Origin of the sequence: Paenibacillus sp. EZ-K15, assembly GCF_002573715.1 — a bacterium.
Taxonomy (GTDB): Bacteria; Bacillota; Bacilli; order Paenibacillales; family Paenibacillaceae; genus Paenibacillus_AQ.
Genome location: NZ_PDHM01000016.1, coordinates 635,542 through 658,376, shown reverse-complemented (window position 1 = coordinate 658,376; position 22,835 = coordinate 635,542). Strand labels below are relative to the sequence as shown.

21 protein-coding genes are annotated in these 22,835 nt (G+C 48.1%); 6 read left to right on the top strand and 15 right to left on the bottom strand.

The genetic code is table 11. The features are described from left to right. Entirely contained in the window at positions 1-1,200 is a 1,200-nt protein-coding gene (locus CRG97_RS15535; RefSeq protein ID WP_098744549.1) for a Ger(x)C family spore germination protein, read from the top strand. A gap of 144 nt (positions 1,201-1,344) precedes the next feature. Here CRG97_RS15535 and CRG97_RS33285 read toward each other — a convergent pair whose 3' ends face one another. The 11 genes from CRG97_RS33285 to CRG97_RS15485 form a co-directional block, all read right to left on the bottom strand. Continuing rightward, positions 1,345-1,515 carry a hypothetical protein gene (locus CRG97_RS33285; protein WP_202618934.1) on the bottom strand — a complete coding sequence of 57 codons (171 nt, stop codon included), beginning with the start codon at positions 1,513-1,515 and terminating at the stop codon, positions 1,345-1,347. Positions 1,516-1,642: 127 nt separating this feature from the next. Next, the gene (locus CRG97_RS15530) at positions 1,643-2,839 is read right to left on the bottom strand and encodes an epoxide hydrolase family protein (RefSeq protein WP_098744547.1); all 1,197 of its coding nucleotides are present in this window, start codon (positions 2,837-2,839) and stop codon (positions 1,643-1,645) included. 113 nt (positions 2,840-2,952) lie between these two features. Continuing rightward, positions 2,953-3,807, bottom strand: coding sequence for a protein phosphatase 2C domain-containing protein (locus CRG97_RS15525; RefSeq protein ID WP_098744544.1), 855 nt, complete (start codon positions 3,805-3,807; stop codon positions 2,953-2,955). Positions 3,808-3,847: 40 nt separating this feature from the next. Further along, the gene (locus CRG97_RS15520; RefSeq protein ID WP_098744541.1) at positions 3,848-4,585 is read right to left on the bottom strand and encodes a DUF4184 family protein; all 738 of its coding nucleotides are present in this window, start codon (positions 4,583-4,585) and stop codon (positions 3,848-3,850) included. 141 nt (positions 4,586-4,726) lie between these two features. Beyond that, positions 4,727-5,719, bottom strand: a complete 993-nt coding sequence (locus CRG97_RS15515; RefSeq protein ID WP_098744539.1) for an MsnO8 family LLM class oxidoreductase — start codon at positions 5,717-5,719, stop codon at positions 4,727-4,729. Between the two features lie 21 nt (positions 5,720-5,740). Next, positions 5,741-6,223 carry an Rrf2 family transcriptional regulator gene (locus CRG97_RS15510; RefSeq protein WP_098744536.1) on the bottom strand — a complete coding sequence of 161 codons (483 nt, stop codon included), beginning with the start codon at positions 6,221-6,223 and terminating at the stop codon, positions 5,741-5,743. A 329-nt stretch (positions 6,224-6,552) separates the two neighbouring features. Then, entirely contained in the window at positions 6,553-7,425 is an 873-nt protein-coding gene (locus tag CRG97_RS15505) for a sugar phosphate isomerase/epimerase family protein (protein WP_098744533.1), read from the bottom strand. A gap of 15 nt (positions 7,426-7,440) precedes the next feature. Then, positions 7,441-9,111: an ABC transporter substrate-binding protein gene (locus CRG97_RS15500; RefSeq protein WP_098744531.1), complete on the bottom strand. Its 1,671-nt coding sequence runs from the start codon at positions 9,109-9,111 to the stop codon at positions 7,441-7,443. A 30-nt stretch (positions 9,112-9,141) separates the two neighbouring features. Beyond that, positions 9,142-10,038 carry a carbohydrate ABC transporter permease gene (locus tag CRG97_RS15495; protein WP_098744528.1) on the bottom strand — a complete coding sequence of 299 codons (897 nt, stop codon included), beginning with the start codon at positions 10,036-10,038 and terminating at the stop codon, positions 9,142-9,144. Positions 10,039-10,056: 18 nt separating this feature from the next. Then, the gene (locus tag CRG97_RS15490) at positions 10,057-10,914 is read right to left on the bottom strand and encodes an ABC transporter permease (protein ID WP_237566416.1); all 858 of its coding nucleotides are present in this window, start codon (positions 10,912-10,914) and stop codon (positions 10,057-10,059) included. Positions 10,915-11,126: 212 nt separating this feature from the next. Beyond that, the gene (locus tag CRG97_RS15485; protein WP_098744522.1) at positions 11,127-13,436 is read right to left on the bottom strand and encodes a helix-turn-helix domain-containing protein; all 2,310 of its coding nucleotides are present in this window, start codon (positions 13,434-13,436) and stop codon (positions 11,127-11,129) included. 233 nt (positions 13,437-13,669) lie between these two features. Here CRG97_RS15485 and CRG97_RS15480 point away from each other — a divergent pair, with 233 nt between their 5' ends. From CRG97_RS15480 to CRG97_RS15465, 5 genes are all read left to right on the top strand, one after another. Then, positions 13,670-14,866, top strand: a complete 1,197-nt coding sequence (locus tag CRG97_RS15480; RefSeq protein ID WP_098744520.1) for a cytochrome P450 family protein — start codon at positions 13,670-13,672, stop codon at positions 14,864-14,866. Between the two features lie 238 nt (positions 14,867-15,104). Continuing rightward, positions 15,105-16,160, top strand: coding sequence for a styrene monooxygenase/indole monooxygenase family protein (locus CRG97_RS15475; protein WP_237566415.1), 1,056 nt, complete (start codon positions 15,105-15,107; stop codon positions 16,158-16,160). Continuing rightward, positions 16,141-16,296, top strand: a complete 156-nt coding sequence (locus tag CRG97_RS33630; RefSeq protein ID WP_237566414.1) for a hypothetical protein — start codon at positions 16,141-16,143, stop codon at positions 16,294-16,296. The genes CRG97_RS15475 and CRG97_RS33630 overlap by 20 nt, the downstream gene beginning before the upstream one ends. 175 nt (positions 16,297-16,471) lie before the next feature. Beyond that, the gene (locus CRG97_RS15470; protein ID WP_098744517.1) at positions 16,472-16,960 is read left to right on the top strand and encodes a DUF2243 domain-containing protein; all 489 of its coding nucleotides are present in this window, start codon (positions 16,472-16,474) and stop codon (positions 16,958-16,960) included. A 7-nt stretch (positions 16,961-16,967) separates the two neighbouring features. Further along, a complete protein-coding gene (locus CRG97_RS15465) occupies positions 16,968-17,792 on the top strand; it encodes a cytochrome c oxidase assembly protein (protein WP_098745171.1) in 825 nt (274 codons plus the stop codon). Here the strand turns inward: CRG97_RS15465 and CRG97_RS15460 are convergent. From CRG97_RS15460 to CRG97_RS15445, 4 genes are all read right to left on the bottom strand, one after another. Further along, on the bottom strand, positions 17,789-18,712 hold the full coding sequence (locus CRG97_RS15460; protein ID WP_481856202.1) for a VanW family protein: 924 nt from the start codon (positions 18,710-18,712) through the stop codon (positions 17,789-17,791). The genes CRG97_RS15465 and CRG97_RS15460 overlap by 4 nt on opposite strands. Positions 18,713-18,898: 186 nt before the next feature. Further along, positions 18,899-20,149 (bottom strand): multidrug effflux MFS transporter, encoded by a 1,251-nt coding sequence (locus CRG97_RS15455; protein ID WP_098744511.1) that lies wholly within the window; start codon positions 20,147-20,149, stop codon positions 18,899-18,901. Between the two features lie 127 nt (positions 20,150-20,276). Next, positions 20,277-21,839: an ATP-binding protein gene (locus CRG97_RS15450; RefSeq protein ID WP_098744508.1), complete on the bottom strand. Its 1,563-nt coding sequence runs from the start codon at positions 21,837-21,839 to the stop codon at positions 20,277-20,279. A gap of 183 nt (positions 21,840-22,022) precedes the next feature. Further along, the gene (locus CRG97_RS15445) at positions 22,023-22,805 is read right to left on the bottom strand and encodes a DUF3889 domain-containing protein (protein ID WP_098744505.1); all 783 of its coding nucleotides are present in this window, start codon (positions 22,803-22,805) and stop codon (positions 22,023-22,025) included. Positions 22,806-22,835: the final 30 nt, after the last annotated feature.

The window sequence follows — 22,835 nt, the reverse complement described above, 5'->3', positions numbered from 1 at the left end:
ATGAGAACCTGCGTCAGAATCATAAAATTTATATTGTTAATGGTAATTCTAAATCTGTTAACGGGTTGCTGGGACATCAAGGAAATACAAGACATGAATTACATCACAGCCATCGGCATCGATCAGGAGGACGGTAACTTCGTTGTATATACCCAAATGATGGATTTTACATCCGTAGCCAAAACCGAAACCGGAAAGACGGAAAAGCCATCCCAAGTGTGGACTTCCAAAACAAGGGGTAAAACATTGGACATGGCGATAAACGCCCTGTACGATACCTTACAGGAACGAACCAGCTGGAGCCATATTTCCTGTATTCTACTTAGTGAGAACGTGCTGAAATCAAATGTCCTAACCAAACTGGATACCATCGGCCGGTACCAGGAGGTTCGTATGACACCTTGGGTATATGGTACAAAAGACTCCATCGACCAATTGTTTACTGTCCCTGCGTTCTTCAACCTCTCCCAATTGAATACGTTAGCTCATGAACCAACTGAGGAGTTTAAACAAAGATCCTATATCGTACCGATTCGATATTTCGAATTCATGGCGCTGATTACAGAACCAGCCAGCACGGTGTTGCTTCCTAATATGTCGGTTGATAAAAAGACCTGGAGCTTAAACCAAAAAGATAATCCGAAATTGGTGATTAACGGAGTATTTGCTATATCTAAAGGGGTATCGAATGGCTTATTCACCAATGATAAACTCACAGGCTTGCGTTGGCTGGAAACCGATACGAAACGATCTCACATCCTGATCACGAATAAGCGCGGTGAATATGCAGGGGTCGTGGTATTAACAAATCCCAAAGTTCGCAAAGAATTAGTTATTGTTAACGGCATGCCCAAATACCGCGTTCATCTGAAGTTAAATGGAAACGTGGATGAAGCTCTCGATGAGATGACCAAGACTGAAATCGAAATACAGGCAGCAGCGGAAGTGCGGGAGGAAATTCTAACTACGTTTAAAAACGGGGTTGCTTCAAAAACGGACCTATTCAGCTTGGAGCACCTTTTGTTTAAGAAAGATTCCCGACTTTGGAAAAAAACATATCAGTCGTCTGCCCAACCGATTGATCCACGCTCTCTGGAATCGGTTCAAGTAAAAGTCCATCTGGAGCATGCCGGCATGAAGTTGCTGCCTCATCAAAAGGGTCAGGTTACGCCGACGACCAAAAACGAAGCTGACTCCTGATGATCTTCCATTAAATGAACCCATAACAAAGGCAGCCTGTTCTTATTATCATGAACGGCTGCCTTTTTCGTTGAAGTGGAAAATTCCATATGTCATATATGATAAAGACAAAGCGAATTAAATTCGTTTGTCAAACACGCCTGGTTATACGACAACTTCCACACCGTCATCCTCAAACAAGTCATCATATGCAATGTAGAGGCCTATAGCTGAAGCAATCAACACTAATATGGCTGCAATAAATGCCAATTGTTTAACCGTAGCTTTATTCGAAGCTGTTTGTCGTCTACGTTTTCTCTGCGCTCCTTGGCCCATACTGCATACCTCCCGCTTCCATGCCGTTACAATAAAATATGAATCGGACATGAAAATGTTGTTAGGCAAAGTATGCTGATCTCGTTTTCTTGAGACGGATTGTATTGTATATTCTTACATAACGTAGTTAAAGGCTGCGAAGTTTGTTGAAAAATACTCTGATATCCTGTACGAGCGAACCCGGAGACGCCATAGCAACCATATGACTGCCGCTTTCCCGATTCGACCAGTGGACGATGTTGTTTTTGGCTTCGGCAATTCGCCTGAATACTGAACCTCCCCCATGAGAAACCCCTGTCGGTACTTTCTTTTGATCTGTTGGCATCCCAGCTGCCCCTTCATAATAGGTCCAGGACGAAGAAGCCGCGGTTTCCGTCAGCCAATATAACGTTGCGTTCGTGAGCAGCAGATCTTTGTCGATCGGTTCAGGCTGGATTTCCTTCGAGTTACTTGGCCAACCATCAAACTCCTTAAACCGCTCAACAAGATAAGCCAGTTCGGCCACCGGTGAGTCGTTAAGTCCATAACTGAGCGTCTGTGGCCGGTTGGACAGATAAGGGGCATAACCGCTGCCTCCTGCAAACTGCTCAGCCATGTGCGTAACTTCAGCCAGTTCTTCCTTGCTAACCCCTTCCAGTTCACTCGGGTCTCCCTTAGGGATACCCAACCCTCCAGTAATATGAACACCGATCATGTGTTCAGCATCAAGGATAGCCAGCTCCGGGGAAACTAATGCACCTGCATCGTTTCCATGGGCACCGTAAGAATCATAACCGAGCCTGCGCATCAATTCGGCCCAAGCTCTGGCGACGCGTTTGATGCTCCACGGTGTTCCATCTGTCGGCTCAGGAAAAGCGGAGAAGCCGAACCCCGGAAGCGAAGGTGCCACGATGTGAAATGCCATGCTAGGATCGGCACCAAACGCTCTGGGATTGCTTAAAGGACCAATGATATTCATGAATTCGACAATGGAGTTCGGCCAGCTATGCGTCATGATCAATGGCAAGGCATCCGGCTCAGGAGAACGCACGTGTAGAAAATGGATCGGCTGCCCCTCAATGTCGGTCATAAATTGCGGGAACGCATTCAGTTTCTGCTCATATTCGCGCCAGTCGTATTCCTTCTGCCAGTAATCCGCGAGATCTTTAAGATATGCAACCGGAATCCCGCGATTCCATGCGCCTCCAGGTAACTGGGAAGGCCAACGGGTATGGGCAATACGAGTCCGAAGATCGTCGATGTCCTTTTGAGGTATGTGAATACGGAAGGGCCGAACGGGAGCTTCCGAACCCTGGTACTTGATATCATCCAGATAATTAGACATATAATTTAACCTCACTCTCGATTTTTTCTTCATTATAAAAGCGAAACACTGACGACAATGTGTCAGTGTTTCGGGGAAGAATTCTCATAAGGTGAGGTTGCCTCATTGACCATCTATGGGTTGTTCAAGTGAAGCACCATGCCTGTTTTGTCATCGGATTTTTTGAATCTTGCATGTCTTAAGCACTCAGGGTCAGCCTCTTCGATCTCAAGTAATTCATGCGCATACTGTTCAACACCCTTTTCGAGTATACGCTGCGCGACATGTTCCCAATAGGATTGATGACTCGGCACATCCTTGGTAGGCCAAAACAAACCATCCGTTAACAAGATCACGTGTTTTAATCGTGACTTGTTGATCTTTCCGTATTCGAGAAAATCAACAGCGCGGGCTTCTCCATTTAATACTCCGTAGCCTCCATTCGTGTTACTCTGAAAGCGATTCTCTCTGATGATATCAATAACCGTCCCGTGGAGGTCTTTTTGATTGGACAATCCCTTATTCACGCCCTCCTCCCATTTTGCGATGACCGGAGATTCTAAATGAGCGACTTGTCTCCAGGTTAACGGGCGAACCTCCCCATCTTGGTATACGGCAAGAATCATGCAGTCTCCTGTCTGTATAAATTCCACACGGTCCTCTTGAATTCGAACAAGAGCGAGGGCAGTACCCCAGAGGCCATCTTTTTTCTTCATATTAATATTGGCTTGCAGCATAAGTTCTCTTAGCTTTTGGTTCGCTGCCGCAACATGCTCCGTAAGCTGTTCAACCCGGTCCAGTGATTCGAAGTAGTTCTTCACGGCTTGAGCAGCGATGTAACCTCCGGTTTCCTTCTTGTCGCTGAGGTATGGGACGATGGATGAAACCCCATCTAACACGCCATACAATGCGGCTCGCTCGTTTATGACAAGTGCATCTTCATTTAAGAAATGGATTCCCCTATGCGTGAATTGCTCAACGGTTACCATAACATCCTCCTGTCGATTCCGATTTTATTTACTAGAGTTGCTATTTGCCCCTTGCAGCCCGCCAAAACACAAGACACGCTCCAATTATGGCCAGCATGAAGCTGCTGATTGCCGGAACGACAAGCTGTAATACAAACGTCATCCCTTCACCGTCAACAACCGTCATCATAGCCATGAACATAACCAGAATATAGATCACAACAAATACACACCAAAAAGATAGAACCGAATACGAATGCGCCCTTTGCGTTGATGCTACGTACAAATGGCGATGAATCCACCATAAGATCAAGACCAACCCGAACAGACTACTGCCGTGCTGACATAATTTATACACCGGAATTTGTACAGAATCGATATGTATCCATTGGGTGAGGATGGGAATCTGATTGACGATCCAGCCGCCCTTGTGAGTAAACTGATCCCATAGCAGATGCGTGCCAACGCCCGCCAATCCCAAGAGAAGTACGGCAAGCCAACCTATTGGAGAAGCCGGCAGCTTCCCTTCCCGATCCCAGCGGTATGGGAACCATGAAGGTAAATACACGTATAGAACAGGCCGTACAACCGTCTCGAATACGACGTACAGTAACACAATCACGGGAAGATTGAACAAAAGAATTCCAGGACCCTCATGGCTCCATACGCCAGCCGCCCGAAATCGGATAAAATATTCAAAATCCGGTGCCATGCAGCCGATAATAAGAGCCGACACCGGAAGCGACTTCTTTTTCCACCAAGGCATCGTGATGACGGGATGAGCGAATGTAAACGGCATAATATCTCCTAACTGCTGCGTAATACGAATAAATCTATTTTTTTACTATTCTAGCATCTGCGCACTCGAAAGGGATACGATAATTTCACCAAACAGAAAAAAGGACAGGCATCCGCCTATCCCTTCACCTATTTTATAGAATTACAGCAGCTCGCGTGCGAGCAGGCGGTAAACCTCCAGCCGCTTTTCCTGCGAATGCGGAATGCTGCATATCATCGCTTCCTGGAATCCGTAGTGCGCTTGCTCTTCCTGTAAGCGTGCCGCGATATCCTTTACCGCTCCCACAAGATGAATCTTGCGGCCTTCCTGGATAGCCATCCGGTCGATTTCCGTTAAGGACACATTCTGAGCTTCTTCCGGCGTCAGCACCTGCGTAATCCGGCCCTTGCTCATCATCAATCGAAAAATATCCTGCGGCAGCGCTTCATACTCGGTTTCTTCCTTCGTTTCGGCCGTTGTCACCATATAGGATACGTTAATCTCCGACTTTTCCATGAATATGGATGGCTGGTAGTTATCGCGGTAATGATCTAATATCTCGTTGCTCATCGCTCCGTTAAAGAATTGCGCGAAGGAGTACCCGACCCCCATCTGAGCCGCTTTTAAGGCACTGTTGCCGCTGGAGCCGAGCAGCCACACTTCCGGCAGGGCAACTTCGGTTGGAGCAGCGGCGTTTTTGGCATATAACTCATCTTCCGGGACCTCATCACGAAGGAGCTGCATGGTTACGGCCAGCTTATCATACATGTTATGAAGCATCAGCTGCCGCCCTTCAGACAAAGCGTACATCGCACTTGTATCACCGCCTGGCGCTCGTCCTACACCGAAATCAATCCTTCCAGGAGTAAAAGCACTTAACGTCTTAAACACTTCCGCGAGTTTAAGGGGAGAATAATGCATCATCATGACACCGCCGGTGCCGACGCGAATCCGATCGGTTTTGGCTGCAAGCCGGGCTGCCGTCACTTCGGGGGCAGAGCTGGCAAACGTATTTCCCCCATGATGCTCGGCCATCCACATTCGGCTGTATCCCAATTCATCTGCCAGAATAGCCAGTTCTTCCGCTTTTTTCAAGGCGCCTTCCGCTGTGTTGCCGCTTGTTACGGGTGCCTGATCCAATACGCTTAGTCTCATAAAATTTCATCCCTTCCTCGGTTAGATGACCATTTTGTTGTTGATCCATTCCTCTAAAGCCGCAACCTTATCCTTAAAGCGTTCACCGCACATCTCCTCTGACAGCGAAGCAATAGTCTCCCGTTTTAATACAGCCTTCCAGGAGGATTCTGCTTCCTCCATTAAATCAGTCAACAGGCAGCAGCTTTCTTCTTTTTCCAAATCCAGCATGTCTACCAGAATTCCGTTGCATGAATAGAGGGACTGCTGCCCTTCCACCGCGAGGTATACGTCGTATACACGGATATCCTCCGGTTTCTTTTTTAATCTAAAACCGCCCTTGATACCGGGTACTGATGTGATGATGTCTGCTGTTACCAACTTCCTTAACAGTTTCTGAAAATAGGTTGCCGATGTCCCGAGCTGCTGGCTAATCGCTTCCCCGGGCAGTACCGCCTTGTCCGGCAGCATATTCAATAGAACCAGGGCATACACCGACTGTTCCACGCCGGTTTTCATATGCATCTAACAGCACCTCAATTCACGATAATATCGGTTCGTTCGTTATCTAAACTACACACGCATCTATCCATTCACGACTAAAGCGGATAAACAATATCCACGTTATATCTTATATGAATTCGAACCGAATGTAAAATCATTGCCGATCTGATGCAAATGAGGAATGAAACCAATCTATATCCAAGTGCCAAGTCATTAGTTCATATGATGAAATAAACGCCTCTAACTCAAGGTCTCATAAATAAAAAAGTCGCGCTAGGCGCGACTTTCAGGCTGTTCTGTTATTCCATGTATATTTCGCTATGAGCATTTGATTTCCGTAACGCAACCACCTACGCTTCGTCCCATAACCGCTTCAGATTGTCCAGACCCAGCCGGGTTCCTTCCCGGCATTCTTCCATGCCTTCGAATTCCAGCGTAATATCTCCGTCATAACCATAACCCTTAATGAGACGCAAAATCCTGCGCACATCGAGATCTCCTTGGCCAAAGATCGAGCCTCGGAGGTAATTGCCATGGGATGTTCTGAACCACTTTCCCCCGCCCGGGTCTTGATCAAACGGACGATAATAGAAGTCTTTCACATGGATGAGCGAGGCAAACGGCAAGTTGCGTTTCACGCCAACCAGCGGCTGCTCGTCAACGCATAGAAAGTTACCGATATCCAAGGTCGTCTTGAAGTTCGGGCGGTTGACAGCCTGCATCACGCGCTGTACACGATCGCTCGCCTGTACGCTCACGCCATGGTTCTCGATCGTGGTCGTAATACCATAACGGTCTGCGTAATCTGCTATGAGCCGACAGCCTTCCACAATCATATCCAGATGGGTTTCCACATAATCAATGCCCATCTTCTCCGGCGGCAGCGTGAAAGCCGTCACGTCATGACGCATATGCTTCATTCCTAACCGATTCACCGTATCCACATGGCGCTTGATCCGCTCGACCTCGACATCGAAGGCGTCCCGGCTCTCCTGGACAAAATTAGCGGGCATCGAATAGTTGGATAACGCGATGCCGACTTTCGCAGCCCGCTCACGCACCGCATCGGCAAGCCCGGGATTGTCCTCCAACGTATATCCGTAGGGCACGATCTCCATGTGCTGCCCGCCGTTCTCAGCGATCCAATCCACCACATCCAGCACCGTCATCTCTCCTGCACGGATAGCGGGCAGCAAACTGTAGGTGCTTACGCCAACTCTCATCCTGCAATCCCTCCTTTATTTGCTTCTTCCATCATACGCTTCCTGATAAATTTCCAGATAGCGGGCTACGTTCATTGCTTCCAATTGCTTAACGTAACCATCCCAGTCCTTATCCAGATCGGCATCGCCGATCACGAAGCGGGCCATCATTTCATCAACGTAATCATTGATCGTCTTGGACAGATCCGCTACCTCGGACGCCTGCTCGTTGGTCAAAAATAACGGCGGCACGGTGCTGACATCGGTTGGTTTGTGGGGTTCGTATTTATTTTTCGTTTCATTGTACAGAATGACTTCCAGATCGTCGTCCCCTTTGGCAACGGCGCTAAGGCGGAAATCATTCGTCCGCAGACTCGGACCGGTTTGAATCCAGGCTATATTCTGAACCGTGCCGTAGGACTTCAGCTCTGACCAGACCGCCGGCTCTCCGTTGATGCCGATCTCTCCGTCCTTCGCTTCCCGCCATTCCTCGTCCGGGCGACCATACACGCTTCGCAGCGTATGCTCCCGTTCGTACAGCCCATCCGCCCATCGCAGGGCAAGCTCAGGATGCTTGGCCTTCTTCGTGATGACAAATGCACCCGGATTCAATCCGGTGGAATCCAGAGCAGCATAGCGAACTCCGTTTGGTCCTTTGAGCGGCGGTACCGTCTTATATTCCAACCATCTGCCGCTTTCGCCGAGGAGTTGGGTAAATATACCCTGATGGCCGCCGGTTGAAGCGCCTAGAAGCACAGTATCGGGGTTCTCGCCGATCTGGATCAGCTGATTGTCATCCTGCGTGAACGATTCCGGAGCGAGCAGCCCCTCAGCGTACAGCTTATTCATATACCGCAAGCCTTCCCTCCACTCCGGCTTGTTGAAGGCGACGTCAAGCTTGTCGTCTTTTATGAATATATGCTTGTAACTTGAGCCGTAAACCGGATTATAGATGAAAGAGTTCAATAAGAACGCGTCGATGGAGGAGCTCCAGGATTTCGGAGAAATAGACAATGGAATCTCATCCTGGATGCCATTCCCGTTCGGGTCTTGTTCTTTAAAAGCTTTCAGCACCTCGTACAGCTCATCCGTGGTTTCCGGCATCTCCAGATTGAGTTTCTTCAGCCAAGGCTCGTAAATCCACATTTTCTGGCTCATGGAACAGTGATAGCATTCATTCACTTCCGGAAGCGCATAAATATTGCCGTCCAGCGCCGTTATTGTGGATTGGATCTCCGGGTTATCCTGGAATATTTTCTTCGTATTCGGTCCCTGCTTCTCAATCAAGTCATTCAACGGAAGAAAGGCGCCCTGCGAGCCATATATCATCTGCTGCGCCGGCGAAATATTTAAACCCATAATGACGTCGGGATAATCCTCGCTGGCAAGAACGAGATTCAGCTTCTCCTGCATGCTCTGCTCCGGAACAACCTCCCACTCGATGTGCACATTCGTTTTTTCCTCGTACCACTTCGTGAATTCATTCGTTTCGAAATTCTCGACCAACGGATTTCCCCGCACCATCACCTTTAACGTGGTTTTCTCTTGAACCAGCGGATAGGTTCCAGGTTCGGATAATGCGATGGGTTCGGTACCCGCATTCTGACCCTCATCCGAGCCCTTCGGGATCTGTGAACCCATACAACCTGCAAGAAGGATACTGAATGCGGTGAATGCCCCCATGATAACCCGTGTTCTTTTTCTCATAACGTCCCGCCCTCCTGAAATATGGATGTCTTATCCCTTTAATGAACCAATCATGACCCCTTTGACAAAGAATTTCTGCAAAAACGGATATACGATCAACAGCGGAACCGAGGTTACCACGATCAGCGAATATTTCAGCAGCTCCCGCAGCCCTTGCCGGGCCGCAGCGGTTTTGGCGTCGCCGAGCATTTCGATATTGACCTCGTTCTGCACCAGAATATCGCGAAGCACCAGCTGGAGCGGGTACAAATCCGCGCTCTTCAAATAAATCATCGCATTGAAATATTGATTCCAATGGCCAACGGCATAGAATAAAGCAATAACGGCCAAGATGGGACCCGAAAGCGGCAGCACGATGCGCCACAGGAAGCGAAAATCGGTACAGCCGTCCAGCTGTGAAGCCTCCAGCAGTTCCTGCGGGATGGTCGTCTGGAAATACGTGCGCATGATGATGACATTCCACACCGACAGCGCCCCCGGAATCAGCATCGACCAAATTGTGTCAATCATGCCGAGATCCTTCACCAGCAGGTAGGTCGGGATCAAGCCTCCATTAAACAGCATCGTGAACACGAACAGCAGCATGAACATGTTTCGCCCCCGAAAATCTTTGCGTGACAACGGGTACGCTGCCATCACGGACAGAATGAGATTGATCATCGTGCCTGCCAGCGTATAGAACAGCGTGTTCATGAAACCCTTGGCCACCATCGTATTTTTGAATACCGCACGATAGCCTTCGAGGGTCGGCTCGACGGGCCACAACCATACCTTTCCCGACAAGACCGCGCTGCTGGAACTGAATGAGGCGCTGACTACATAAATCAGCGGATATAACACAACGATGAGGAAAACAGATAACATCGCGTAGTTGACCACCGTAAAAACACGGTCCGAGCCGGATTCCTTCATGGCAGGTGATTGCATACAAGTCCCCCCCCTTTCTTACCATAGACTCTCCTGCTTCAGCTTTTTGGCCGTTTGATTCACGATCAACAGCAGCACGAAACCGATGATCGCTTTAAACAACCCAATCGCTGTGGCATATGAGAAATTCATCGCTTGGGATACCAATCCCACCTTGTACACGTATGTGTCGATGACTTCGGATGAACGCAAATTTAGTGCGTTCTGCATTAACAGAATTTTCTCGAAGCCGGTCTCGAGCATTTGCCCCGTATTCAGAATAAGCAAAATCATGGCGATGGGCATGATGCCCGGGAGGTCAATGTGGCGCATCCGCTGCATTTTCGTGGCTCCATCCATGACGGCTGCTTCATGGAGAGCCGGATCAATCCCTGAAAGCGTTGCCAAAAAAATGATGCAGGAAAACCCGACATTCTGCCAAATATGGGACCACACATAGATCGACTGAAACCAGGAGGCCTCCGCCATGAAATGAAACGGACCTAGGCCGATCCAGCCAAGCATCGTATTGATGAGCCCCGTTCTTGGATCCATAAACTGCAGCATCAAGCCCACCAGCACGACCAGAGAGATAAAATAAGGCGCGTATGTAACCATTTGGACGGTGTTCTTGAAGCGCCGGTTCCTTACATAATTCAGTCCAAGTGCAAGCATAATGGGAAACGGGAAACTGGCTATCAGTGTGTACAAGCTGATGGAGAACGTATTCTTCAGCAATCGCCAGAATTCATGCGATTCAAAGAAGCGTTCGAACTGGGCAAACCCAACCCATGGACTTCCGTTGATCCCCTTCGTGACGTTGAACTCTTTGAATGCAATTTGCGCGCCGTACATCGGTACATACTTGAAAATAATGATGTACAGCAGCGGGAGCAAAAAAAGCGCATACAGCTGCCAGCTACGGATGATGCTCTTCCAGCCACTCAGCGGCTACCACTCCAATCTTCAATGGATTCGTCCCTATGCGGTCCGTGATTGGAGTATATACAGCTGCGTGTATCAGCGTAAATCTTCATGTTTCCGGTCGATTATTCAGAATTTTAGAATGGGCTGTTATTCATCAATCAGGCACCGTGCATTTCTTTAGATTAAGCATGTTCTTCTGCGCGTTGAAGACGTCTATACTCAGTCGCGCTAATGCCGTTTACCCGTTTAAACGCACGGCTGAAGGTGTTGTGTGAGAGATAGCCAACAGAAGCAGCAATGTCACTTACCGGCCTGTCGCTTGACGCCAATTCCCGCTTCGCCTCATCCATTCGGAGTTGCTCCAGATAGTCCGAGAAATTCAAGCCTGTTTGCTCCTTAAAGAAGTAAGATACATAAGCCTCAGAGGTGCGTGTTTCCCGGGCGAGCGCGGTTAAACTCAGATCACTTTCCCCATAGTGCCTCTCAATATAGGTAAGCAGTCGGCTCGTTAAAAGGTCATTATGGCTCTTCTTCCTCTCCTCGTTTTTCCGACAGAGCCGAATAAAAGCAGCATAGAGAATGTTCATGGCTTCGGCTGGGGGCATAACCGGATTTAACGCTCGGATGACAGCTTCCATTTCCTCCGTTCTGCCGCTGCCATCTTTCCCTGTCGGTTCGCAGCATTTCATCAGGGTGCCGCTTAACTCCTGGGCAAGGAGCTTCTCCACGGCCATCGGCAATTGCCGCTCCGATCTGTTCTTCTCCTTGATCTGCAGCAGCAACTGCTGCGTCTCATCCACATTGCCTGCCTTCACAAGCTGGATCAACCTCATCTCTTCATCGGCCGGGTAATAATAGGAAAAGGCCGGCGTTTCCATCTCAGCATGATATAAGATAAGAGCCTTCTCGCTCCATCCTGCATGATGAAGCACAAACCTGGCCTCCCCGTAGGAACGGTATAGCTCAGCAATGCTGGACTGGCACTCGCCTACAGCCATATACAGGCCCGTATCTGAGATTCCGCTCAATTGCTCGTAAATTACCCGTATATTCGCTCGCATCTGTGTCATAAAATCCGCGTTGTCTACTGCCGTTCCCGACAGGATCAGGACCAATTGGTTTTCACCAAAATCATGCAGCAGCACCTCCTCCCCGCATAATGCTTGAATCCGGTCGCGGAGGTTGATTTTTACAATATCGAGCTCCATCAGCATCTCTTCCATAAACGGCTCCTGGTATCCCCGAATATGAAGAAGGGCAACCGCATGGTGAGATCCCCGAAGTTGGACTTGTGCGTGTTCCATGGCAGCCTCAATCTCCTGCATCGACGTGAAGCTACCCTTCAGAAGCCTGTCAACCACGACATTTCGCAGCATCGGAATCTGCTCTTCCAACCGCTCCTTCAGCGTATCATGACTTTCAATCAGCTCGGACACGGAATGTCCGATATAATCAACGGCGTTACGAGAAACCACATGCTTTGCATCCCGACGCGATGATGGCAGGAGCTGGAGGATCTTAAGGAATGGTCTGCTGCTTCGATATGCAAAATAGCCGGCGATCCCAAGCCCCAGCAGAAGAGCTGTGATAAAGATCGTCAATGTCAGCTGTTTGATATAATTTACTTTTTGGAGCACCACGGATTTCGGTTGAGCGGATACATAGCTCCAGCCATTGTATTTGGACGTGGATTGCGTCACCAGCATTTCCTGCCCGCCCAATCGGATATGGGAGTAGCCCCCTCGCTTGGGAAGCGCTTTCAAAATATCCGGTTCTTTCAAACCAATAGAACTGATCAGGTTGCCGTTCTGATCCGCTATGTAGGCAAAACCCTCTTGTTCCGGATCGACTTTGCGAAGCATGTCCTGAATCTGCATGTTGTTGATCAGTACAGTGACAACTCCGCTGCTCCTTTTATTCCCGAAGGATTGCATATAGCTGACAACCGAGTATGGTTTGCCTTCATACACGACCGAACGGCCCGGGGCATACGTTTTATAATGATACTGCCCAAACAGAGCTTGCTTCCACTCGCTTAATGACTGGTCGTCATAGTGCAGCTGCAAACGATAATACTGGTCCGCCGTATACACCTTACGAGGTGAAACGATCATGTTGCTGTTCCTGTAAGCGATGTAATAATCCAAGATGAAGTGATTAAACAATTTGTAATTAAACAAACCCTTTTCCAAATCCCATAGACGGTAGGGACCTGTTCCGGCAAACGGTTCTTTCTCAAACTGAAAAGACAGAACCTTCGATTCGCTCGACATCTGCCGTGCCATGTTCTCGATTTCGGCAAATCTCTGATCCAGCGCTTCCTGGATTTGCTGCAGAGCGGCGGAGGTGCTTCTCACCGTCTCGCTTTCAATGAGCCCTGCCGTCTTCCCATAAGCAAACCATCCAACCAATAGGGAGCCCACCAAAATAACAGCATACGGTATGAAAAATCGAACCAGCAGCGCTGCCTTCTCCCCGGAAACGGATTTCACCGCTTTATTCCCCCTTTCTTCCTTTCAGATATGATCCAATATATCAAAGATCTATGTGCGTAGTCAGTAGACCAAAAGGCACTCTTTAGAGTCAATCTTGAACACCATTCCCATCACAAGTTTGGTATAATCAATCATTTGGAGACTGTCGGCATTTCATCCGTAAATTGGTTATATCCATCGCCTTCCCTTATACTGGATAGGAAACTATCATTTTCGAGAGGAGACCCTATATGACAAATGTGAACGAATCTCTGAAAAATGCATTGTTTACGAAGGAATTTACCCATAACCCATATCCTGTATACGAGAAATTGAGGCAAAGCGATCCCATATTAAATCTGCAATTTCCCGATGGACGTTTCGGCTGGCTGATCAGCAATTACGAGGAAGCTGTTGAAGCGCTCAAGGATGGCCGATTTAGTAAAGACGTCGCTAAAGCAATGGGGCAGGAACAGACCAGCGTGTTCAGCACCAACATGCTGTTCTCCGATCCGCCGGATCACAAACGACTTCGCGGATTGGTCCAAAAGGGCTTTACTCCGCAGCGAATTGCGGATATGCGGGGCCATATTCAAGAGATCGCGGACAACCTGCTAGATGCTGTCTCCTCCAAAGACACCATAGATCTCATTGATGAGTATGCGTTCAAACTTCCTATTATCGTGATAAGTGAAATCCTTGGCGTGCCTACGGAGGACCAAGACAAGTTTCGGATATGGTCCAACTCCATCATCGGCGCCTCCAACCAGGAAATGAACGAGCAAGTAGTCCAGCATATGAATGAATTTATCGCTTATTTGAAGGATTGGTTCGCGAAGGTTCGCGAACAGCCGGGCGATGATATGATCAGTCAGCTGGTCATTGCCGAGAATCAAGGTGATCGCTTATCCGAACAGGAGTTATATGGCGTCGTCACCCTGATGATCATAGCCGGTCATGAAACGACGGTGAACCTGATCGGTAATGGCGTGCTTGCGTTATTGGAGCATCCGGAACAACGCAAACTTCTGCAGGATCAACCCGAACTCATTCATGGTGCGATTGAGGAAATGCTTCGCTACAACGGTCCCGTTGAATTCAGCACCTCCCGTTGGGCGGCGGAGGATATGGATTTTCATGGCGTTCACTTGAAGAAAGGCGACTTGGTTGTCATCGCTTTGAACTCCGCAAATCGGGATGCCTCACAATTTGAGGACCCGGATATCTTTGATATTACCCGGGAGAAGAGCCAGCATTTAGCCTTCGGCAAAGGGATTCATCTTTGCCTGGGAGCTCCCCTCGCCAGACTGGAGGGTGAAATCGCAATCAACACGTTTCTCCGTCGCTACCCCAACTTTGAGCTGCAACGGGACACCGATGAGCTTGAATGGAGACCCGGTATGATTGTCCGCGGTGTGAAGGAAATTCCGATTTCACTTCGTGCCTAATGTGCAACAACATGAATGACTACTTCCATGAAAAAGGCGAATCCCTAACAGGATTCGCCTTTTGACTATGTTGTAATCCCTTTTGGTTACATATTAAATATTATGTAAACTTAACTTCATTATATTGCCATTTATCTTTTAGTTCATATGCCGGAGTGAATAATAGTTAATTCCACCCTTTTATCCAATCCTCATCACTGTATTCTATTTAAAAGCTATTTCAAGGAGGACTGATGTAATGAGACGTATTGGTATAATCGGCTGCGGTACCGCTGGAATCCAGCTTGCTTATTCTCTGAAGGATGATTTTGATGTCACGGTACATCATTATGAAGAGCAGCAGAACATCCTTGATGGGAGAATTCGATCCACGCAGGTTCATTTTCATCCCACATTAGAACGCGAACGGCGTTTTAACTTACCTGCGGAGGATAACGCACCTCCAATCAGAACGATTCACTTTCAGTTAGGTCAACAAAAACTGTTCACAGGCAAACTTTCCGGAAGCGCAGCATCGGTGGACCAGCGCTTGCACTTCGCCGAATCGATGCATGATTTAGCTGCGCAAGGCGTGAAGTTTATACACCGGCGTTTGCAGCCGGAAGATCTTCCGGACCTGGCCCCATCCTACAATCTCATCATCGACGCAACGGGAAAAGCCGGGCCGCTGGCACCAGCTCCTGTAGAAATGCGACTCACTCCCTACCAAGCGCCTCAGCGGAAATGCATCGTTGGTTATTTTACCGGCGTACAGCCCGTGGAGCCTGAGGGTTTTTCCATTACAGTTCTTCCGGGGAACGGTGAAATGTTCGAGATTCCCGCTATTACCGATGCAGGTCGTGCCACCATCTTATTCATTGAAGCTGTGCCTGAGGGAATATTGGATGTTTTTAAAGGCATCAAGAACTCTTCCGAATTTGTGGCACGTATGGCGAATGTAATTGAAGAGCATTTTCATCTTATATATGAACGAATTGATATGGATCAGCTTGCACTCATCGATGAGAACGCCTTTCTTCAAACCGCGATTACGCCTGTCATTCACAGGCCATATGCCATACTGGGCGGAACGCTGATACTTGGGTGCGGTGATAGCGTCTTTCTCAGTGATCCGATAACAGGCCAAGGCTGTAATACCGCTTCTTATGCTGCTGAACAGTTATATGAAACCCTCATGACACATAAGGAATTGACTTGGGATGAAGCTGTTGGTAATAGACTACTGGAACCGTACGAAGCAATATATTACGGCTGTTACGGAATGGAGCAACGCGATGACGGAGCCGCTTCCTGAGCATATCGCTGGACTGCTGATGCAAGCTGCTTCAGATCAAATGACGGCAGACGGAATTGCGGCCTGGTTCGAAGACCCCACCAAAGCTTATAGAACATTTCATGGACATCAAATAAACCAACCGTTTCTCCGTTAAGTCAATTCCTCCCGATAACGCGCGATCCTAAATCCTAAATAAGGAATAATCGATCCCTAGTCCAAGCTCCCTGACTAGGGTTATTGATATGGTAAAAATGGGTAAACTTAGATAGTAGAAGTCCTTTTAGAAGGATGCACCTCAAATTTTTATCCAATGAAAGAAGATGAACCGAATGAAGTCAACAAAATCCAAAGAACACCAATTACAGCGCATAAGATACTCCGCACGTAATCTATGGGCTGGAATTCTTTTCGGGTTAGGTTTGGTTGGTTTTATCGATGAGGCTGTGTTCCACCAATTGCTGCACTGGCATCATTTCTACGATAAGTCTACAAGCGAAATCGGACTTGTCTCCGATGGACTGTTTCACGCGTTCAGCTGGTTTGCTACCATCGGATCCTCGTTCATGCTTGCCGATCTGCACCGCCGGCATGCGTTCTGGTTGAAACGGTGGATTGGAGGTATCCTGCTTGGAGGCGGCGCCTTCCAACTGTATGACGGCATCATTCAGCATAAATGGATGCGGCTGCACCAGATTCGCTATAACGTCGATATCCGTCCCTACGATTGGGTCTGGAACCTGATTGCTGCGGGCATGATCCTAGTTGGTATATTTCTCATCGTGCGAACTCAAAACCGTACTCTATCTAGGGAGGCCTGATCTCATGATGAGTAACCATACGCTTGCTCATGGGGCTGGAATGCCCGGAAGCTCTGCTTCATGGACTTCCTGGGAATGGATCATGGGTGGCTTAGTCTTTGCGCTTCTCATTCTTCTATATATGGTTGCTGCTGCGATCTCCAATCGAAACTACCGAAATTGGCCGCTCTATCGTTATGTTTGCTGGGTTGCTGGTATGCTTTGCATTGGTTTGTCGCTGATTGGTCCGCTAGCGCGACTCGCCCCTACGAACTTTATGATCCATATGCTCGGACATCTGCTGCTCGGTATGCTGGGGCCGCTGTTGATTGCATTCTCCGCACCGATGACGCTGCTTCTCAGGTCTACTCCAGTTCCTTTCGCCAGACGGATCACTCGTTTGCTGAAGAGCAAACCGGCCCAAATCATTGTTCATCCGGCAGCAGCGACCTTGCTGAATATCAGTGGACTATGGGTCTTGTACACAACAGGATTATTTATGGCCATGCACCATAGCCTTTTACTTCATATCCTAGTGCATTTTCATGTTTTTGCAGCTGGGTATTTATTTACGGTTTCTTTGCTCTACGTGGATGTGGCCCCCCACCGTCACAGCATTCAGGTTCGTTCGACCATCCTAATGATCGCCATTGCCGGGCATGGGATACTCTCCAAATACATATATGCCCATCCGCCAAACGGCGTCTCTTCGGAACAGGCCGAGCTGGGCGGAATGCTGATGTATTACGGCGGCGACGCGATTGATCTCATTCTAGTGTTTTGGCTGTGTACGCAATGGTATAAGTCGGCGCGCCCGCGACCTGCTGCATCCATGCTCCAACCCTTGGACTAATCACCGTTAACCGGATTGTGCTTGGTGTCACTCGTCTCCTGCGGCAGCACGTTGGATATGCTCGGTACATTACGCGGCTTATATTCAATGAGTTCAGAAGAGTAGATGGCAACGGTCATTCTTCCCCCATTACCGAATGCGCGGATGAGGATGGGCTGATTATAGGCGTTCTCAAAAACAAAATCCGGTCCTCCCCAGCTCACCGTAGCATCGCGCCCCGGCAGCACATAAGGTACGTTCCGGCTGTGAGAGTAGCGCTTTACAATCTGCAAGCCTGCACGGTCAATAGCATTATACAGTGTGGAAGAGACCTGACAGATCCCTCCCCCCACTCCCTCCGATAATTCGCCTCTGACGATAACGCCGGCACGTTTGTACCCTCTGTCCACCGTTCTAATGCCAACCACCTGATTAAAAGAGAAGGTTTCTCCCGGGAACACGACTGCACTGTCAATCGCCTGAGCGGCTAACGCGATATTATGGGAACGATTTTTGTTGTTGGAATTAAAATAGGTGACATAGTAACCTATCGGTTTCACCCGAAGGGAGGCCAGAAGCTCCGTATCCACCTTCGGATAAATCGGATACCTCGGCGCTTCGACGGTAGCGCCCCCAGTGCCGTACCAATAGGAATAATATTGCTCCAGCAGTTTGCGTCGATCCAGTCTATGACCATTCTGCCCGGGAATGATCTGGCCACTGCTGCCAATCCGGGCGTTCCGGGCTTCCATATAGGTTTTCCGATCAAGTGCATCCACCCATTGATTGTATTTATCCATATCCAGCAGCGGGAAAACATCAAGCGCATGGTCGCTCCGGCTCACGCTTGCCATGACTTTGCCTTCTTGCGTTATCATTAAATCGCTGTTATTTGGCTCATCCCCTTGCAGGAGCATAAACAATAGACCAAAGACTGACATCCATCTCAAGCTGGTTCACCTGCTTTATCGTTGTGTTTTTCTCTATTGGCGTTTACGTGATATGTCCGGTTTCGTTTACTCTCTGGTATTATGATTTCATTACAGGTAATTCATTCAGATTGTTTTATAAACAAAAGAAACCCGCACCATGAACTGCGGGTTTCTCTCTGTATGTTATGACTTATTTTACAAGGACACTGGCGTCTCTTTCCTATGACTAAAGGGCATAACAAGGAACAAAAACGAGCTTACGGCCAGCAATTCTGCAATCCCGATGACTGTTCCCATTGGGGCAGCAGTTGTTCCGTCCCCCAGGCCTACAAGTGGACTTGCGGCTGCACCTAATAACAATGGCAGTAATCCAAGAAGCGCGGACGCACTGCCTGAAGTGTGGGCTGCTTGCTTCTGCATCGCCAGTGACGTTGTCGTTGCACTGACCATGCCGACGGCAGAAACAATCAGGAACAGCATCGGTGCAATCAGCAGCAATCCGCCGCCGAGCCATGTGATCGCGAACAGCGAAGTGCCGCCAAAGGCCGCTATGATAAGACCCGTTGTCAACAATTTGGTTTCCCCGGTACGGGAGGCCAATCTGCCCGTAATTTGAGAGAACAGGACAATGCCAACCCCGTTAACAGCAAAGAACAGACTGTACATTTGAGGGGATACGCCAAAGATATCCTGCAACACGAAAGGTGACCCCGAGATATACGCAAACATCGCGGCGGATACGAACGCTTGAGAAAGCGCATAGCCGACAAATACGCGGTCCCGAACCAGCGTTCCGAAGGTACGAAATGTTTGTTTAATCCCTCCGCTGGCCCTTTTCTCCCGAGTGAGCGTTTCCGGAAGACCAAACCATACAGCGAGCAGCATCAGCAATCCAATCAGGAACAAGACGACAAAAACTCCGCGCCAAGAGACGAAATTAAGGATAAACGCCCCGAATACAGGAGCGATAATGGGTGCCAAACCATTAATCAGCATCAGCAACGTAAAAAATTTGGTCAGCTCCGAACCGGTATATAAATCCCGGACGACAGCCCTGGATATGACGATACCGGCTGCTCCGCTTGCTCCCTGCACGAATCGAAGCGCAACTAGAACCCATATCGTTGGGGCAAACGCGCACAGCAAGGAGGTAATCGAATAAATAATCAAGGATATAATGAGCGGTGCTTTTCTCCCCCGGATATCGCTAAGCGGGCCTGCTACAAGCTGTCCAAGAGCAAGACCAAGTAAAAAAGCCGTCAGGCTTAATTGGGCCAACGATGCTGGTGATCCCAAACTTTCGGAGAGCTTGGGCAGTGCAGGTAAATACATATCAACGGAAAGTGGCCCGAAAGCCGAAAGAGATCCGAGAATCAAGGCAAACTGAAGCCTCTTCCTGCGAGTTAGAACCATGGCTGAACCGGCTTCATTCGTGGACATCGACATACGATCTGTTACTTCCTTTCCTGCAACACATTGATGCATGAGTAATAAAATTTTAGCAAACCATCTTGGATTGCTAAATAACTATCCTATCATAGGATATATTTCGGTAGATTGCCATCCATTTTTTCTAAGCGAGTGGAATCCGCAGGGTAAACGTCGTACCAATCCCTAGCTCACTGTGCACCGTTATTCTGCCCCCATGGTCCTCTACAATTTTTTGACACAAGGACAGCCCAAGGCCGGTCCCTTCTTCTTTGGTTGTATAGAACGGATCAAATATCTTGGCTAGATTTTCATCGGCAATGCCTTTTCCGGTATCCTCAATTTCCACGACAGCCATTCGTTCTTCCGCTCTGAGCGAGATTCGGACGGAGCCGGTGTGCTCCATCGCTTGAAAGGAATTACGGATCAGGTTAATCAGCACCTGGATGATCTTATCACGGTCCATGACGATCTGAATCGGTTCATCGCTTACATCCAGCATAAATAAATGTCCATGCGATGCGGCTTCGGATTCACACAACGAATAGACTCGAGTCATACAGTCCGTAAGGGATTCTACCCTCATATTGCTGGCATGGGGCTTGGAGAAGTGCAGAAATTCTGCCGTCAGCTCCCCTACCCGCGTAATCTCCCCCATAATGACTTCATACCAGGGCTGAATGTTATAACCTTGATTTTTGGAGAGTTGAATAAACCCTTTAATGGAGGTAAGGGGATTCCGAATCTCATGGGCCATCCCGGCAGCCAACTCCCCCACCATCTTCATCTTTTCCGTTCGGATCATCTCCTCCTGGCTTCTCATCCAGGAATTGCGCCGCATTTGAAATATCCGGTCCTCTGCCGTGCTGATCATCTCTTGATAAGTTAAGGCTTCATGCGGGTAACAAGTGATGCTATAGGTCACCTGTACGCCGATATTTTCAAATTTGAACAGGCTGCTGTCGATGTTGACGTGCTCGGGCAGCAGTATGGCAAAGCGGTCTCCCGCATATCGGGAGGCGGCCAGCATATCGTTTCGGAACAGTTTGCGCACTGCCCGTGAGAAACTGATCAGAATTTCATTGGCTGTGGAGATGTCCTTGGCATTTAATGATTTGAAGTTGTTGATGTCCAGTAACACCAACTGAAAGGGCTTGTTCACCTCAATGAGATGCTGAACTTTATGCAAATAACCATCATAATTCAGAAGTCCCGTCAAGGGATCGTGATAGGTCAGGTAATCGTTTTGCTTATATAATTTCTTCTTTTCCGATTCGAGAAAGTTAACAAAATGAAAGGAAATCACGACGACAAAGGATGCTAAGCAATCAAACACCGAAACGAGAATGTGGTACTTGCTAATAGGCACGTAAGTCAGGCGAATGATGGAGTATTGAAGGACCATAAGAAGGCACAGCGGCATCGTTTCGATGAAACGCTCTTTTTTAAGTATGAGATTGATGATTAGTATGTAATACAGCAAGATACACCAATTCAATTGGCTGACATAATGAAACGCCCCGAGAAAGAGAAATTGAATATTGCGAAGCCATTCGAACTTTCGATCCAAAATGACGGATGCATACAGTAACGATGCCGTGAGCAGCATCAAAGGGATTGACGTTTGATATCCAAGATAAACCGACGACACCATGATAAAAACCGATATCAATGGAACAAATAGGAGCTTAAGTACTATAAACGACAAAGCGAATCACTCCTAAATCACTATTACTGGCGCAAAATGTAGAATTCACGGAGGCAAGTTTCACCAAATATGGTACACCATATATAAGCGTCTGAACAGCAGGAAAACACCACTTTCAAAAAAGCAAACATGAATCTCTTTCTGAAAATCGTGTTTATTCCTGCCAACCAGCTCGATTTCCAGCTAGAATTCCTCGTACCGAATCGATATGAACTGATGGGTTGTCGGATGAAACGCAACGGTTACATATACGCCGAATTCACGAGTGCCTTTCTTAAGCCATAGCTTAAATTTCTCCTCCGCCAGTTCACTAGAGATCGTGGTTCTTCCCATATAGAGGTAGTCGACTACATCCATATTGTATTTACGCTTTGTTTCCGTGACGGCGAGTGTTCCCCACATAGCATAAACAGGGTCTTTACTGTTCATGGCTTGGATCAGGGACTCTGCAATTTCTGTCAATTCCTGCTGCCTGATTTCTGAAGAAGCGCGATTTGCAGCAGTTAAAAGGTACTGCCAGTTCCCCTTTTCGAATACTAACAGTCGAAGCGTATTGATCGGTCCCTCGTAAAACTTTGCAGTTGTATGATCTGAAAGCTCCGATTCTTCAAATGATAGATGTTTCAGCTGCTGTTTATTTTCCAGCGGATATAACGCGATCTTGTAGTCATGTTCATGTTTATATCGCTTCTGATAATGAACCTCCAGATGCTCGTCCAATCCGCCTTCCATCTCATAACAGCGGCCATACTGATGTGTGAAAGCTACGGACGGCAATTGCGGTGGTAAGAAGAGGGCTGTACCGAAATGTTTCTCACAGGCCCTTAAAGCCTCCTCCACAAGCTCACCGCCGGATTCAAATATCGCTTGCTGATCATAGGAATCCGAAAGTTTTTTTATTCCTTGATCATTACCAGGACTTATCCCGAGCGATAAAACACCGACTAATACGATGCTGCCCAGCATATTAAACCTCCTCGTTACACCTCTAGATGA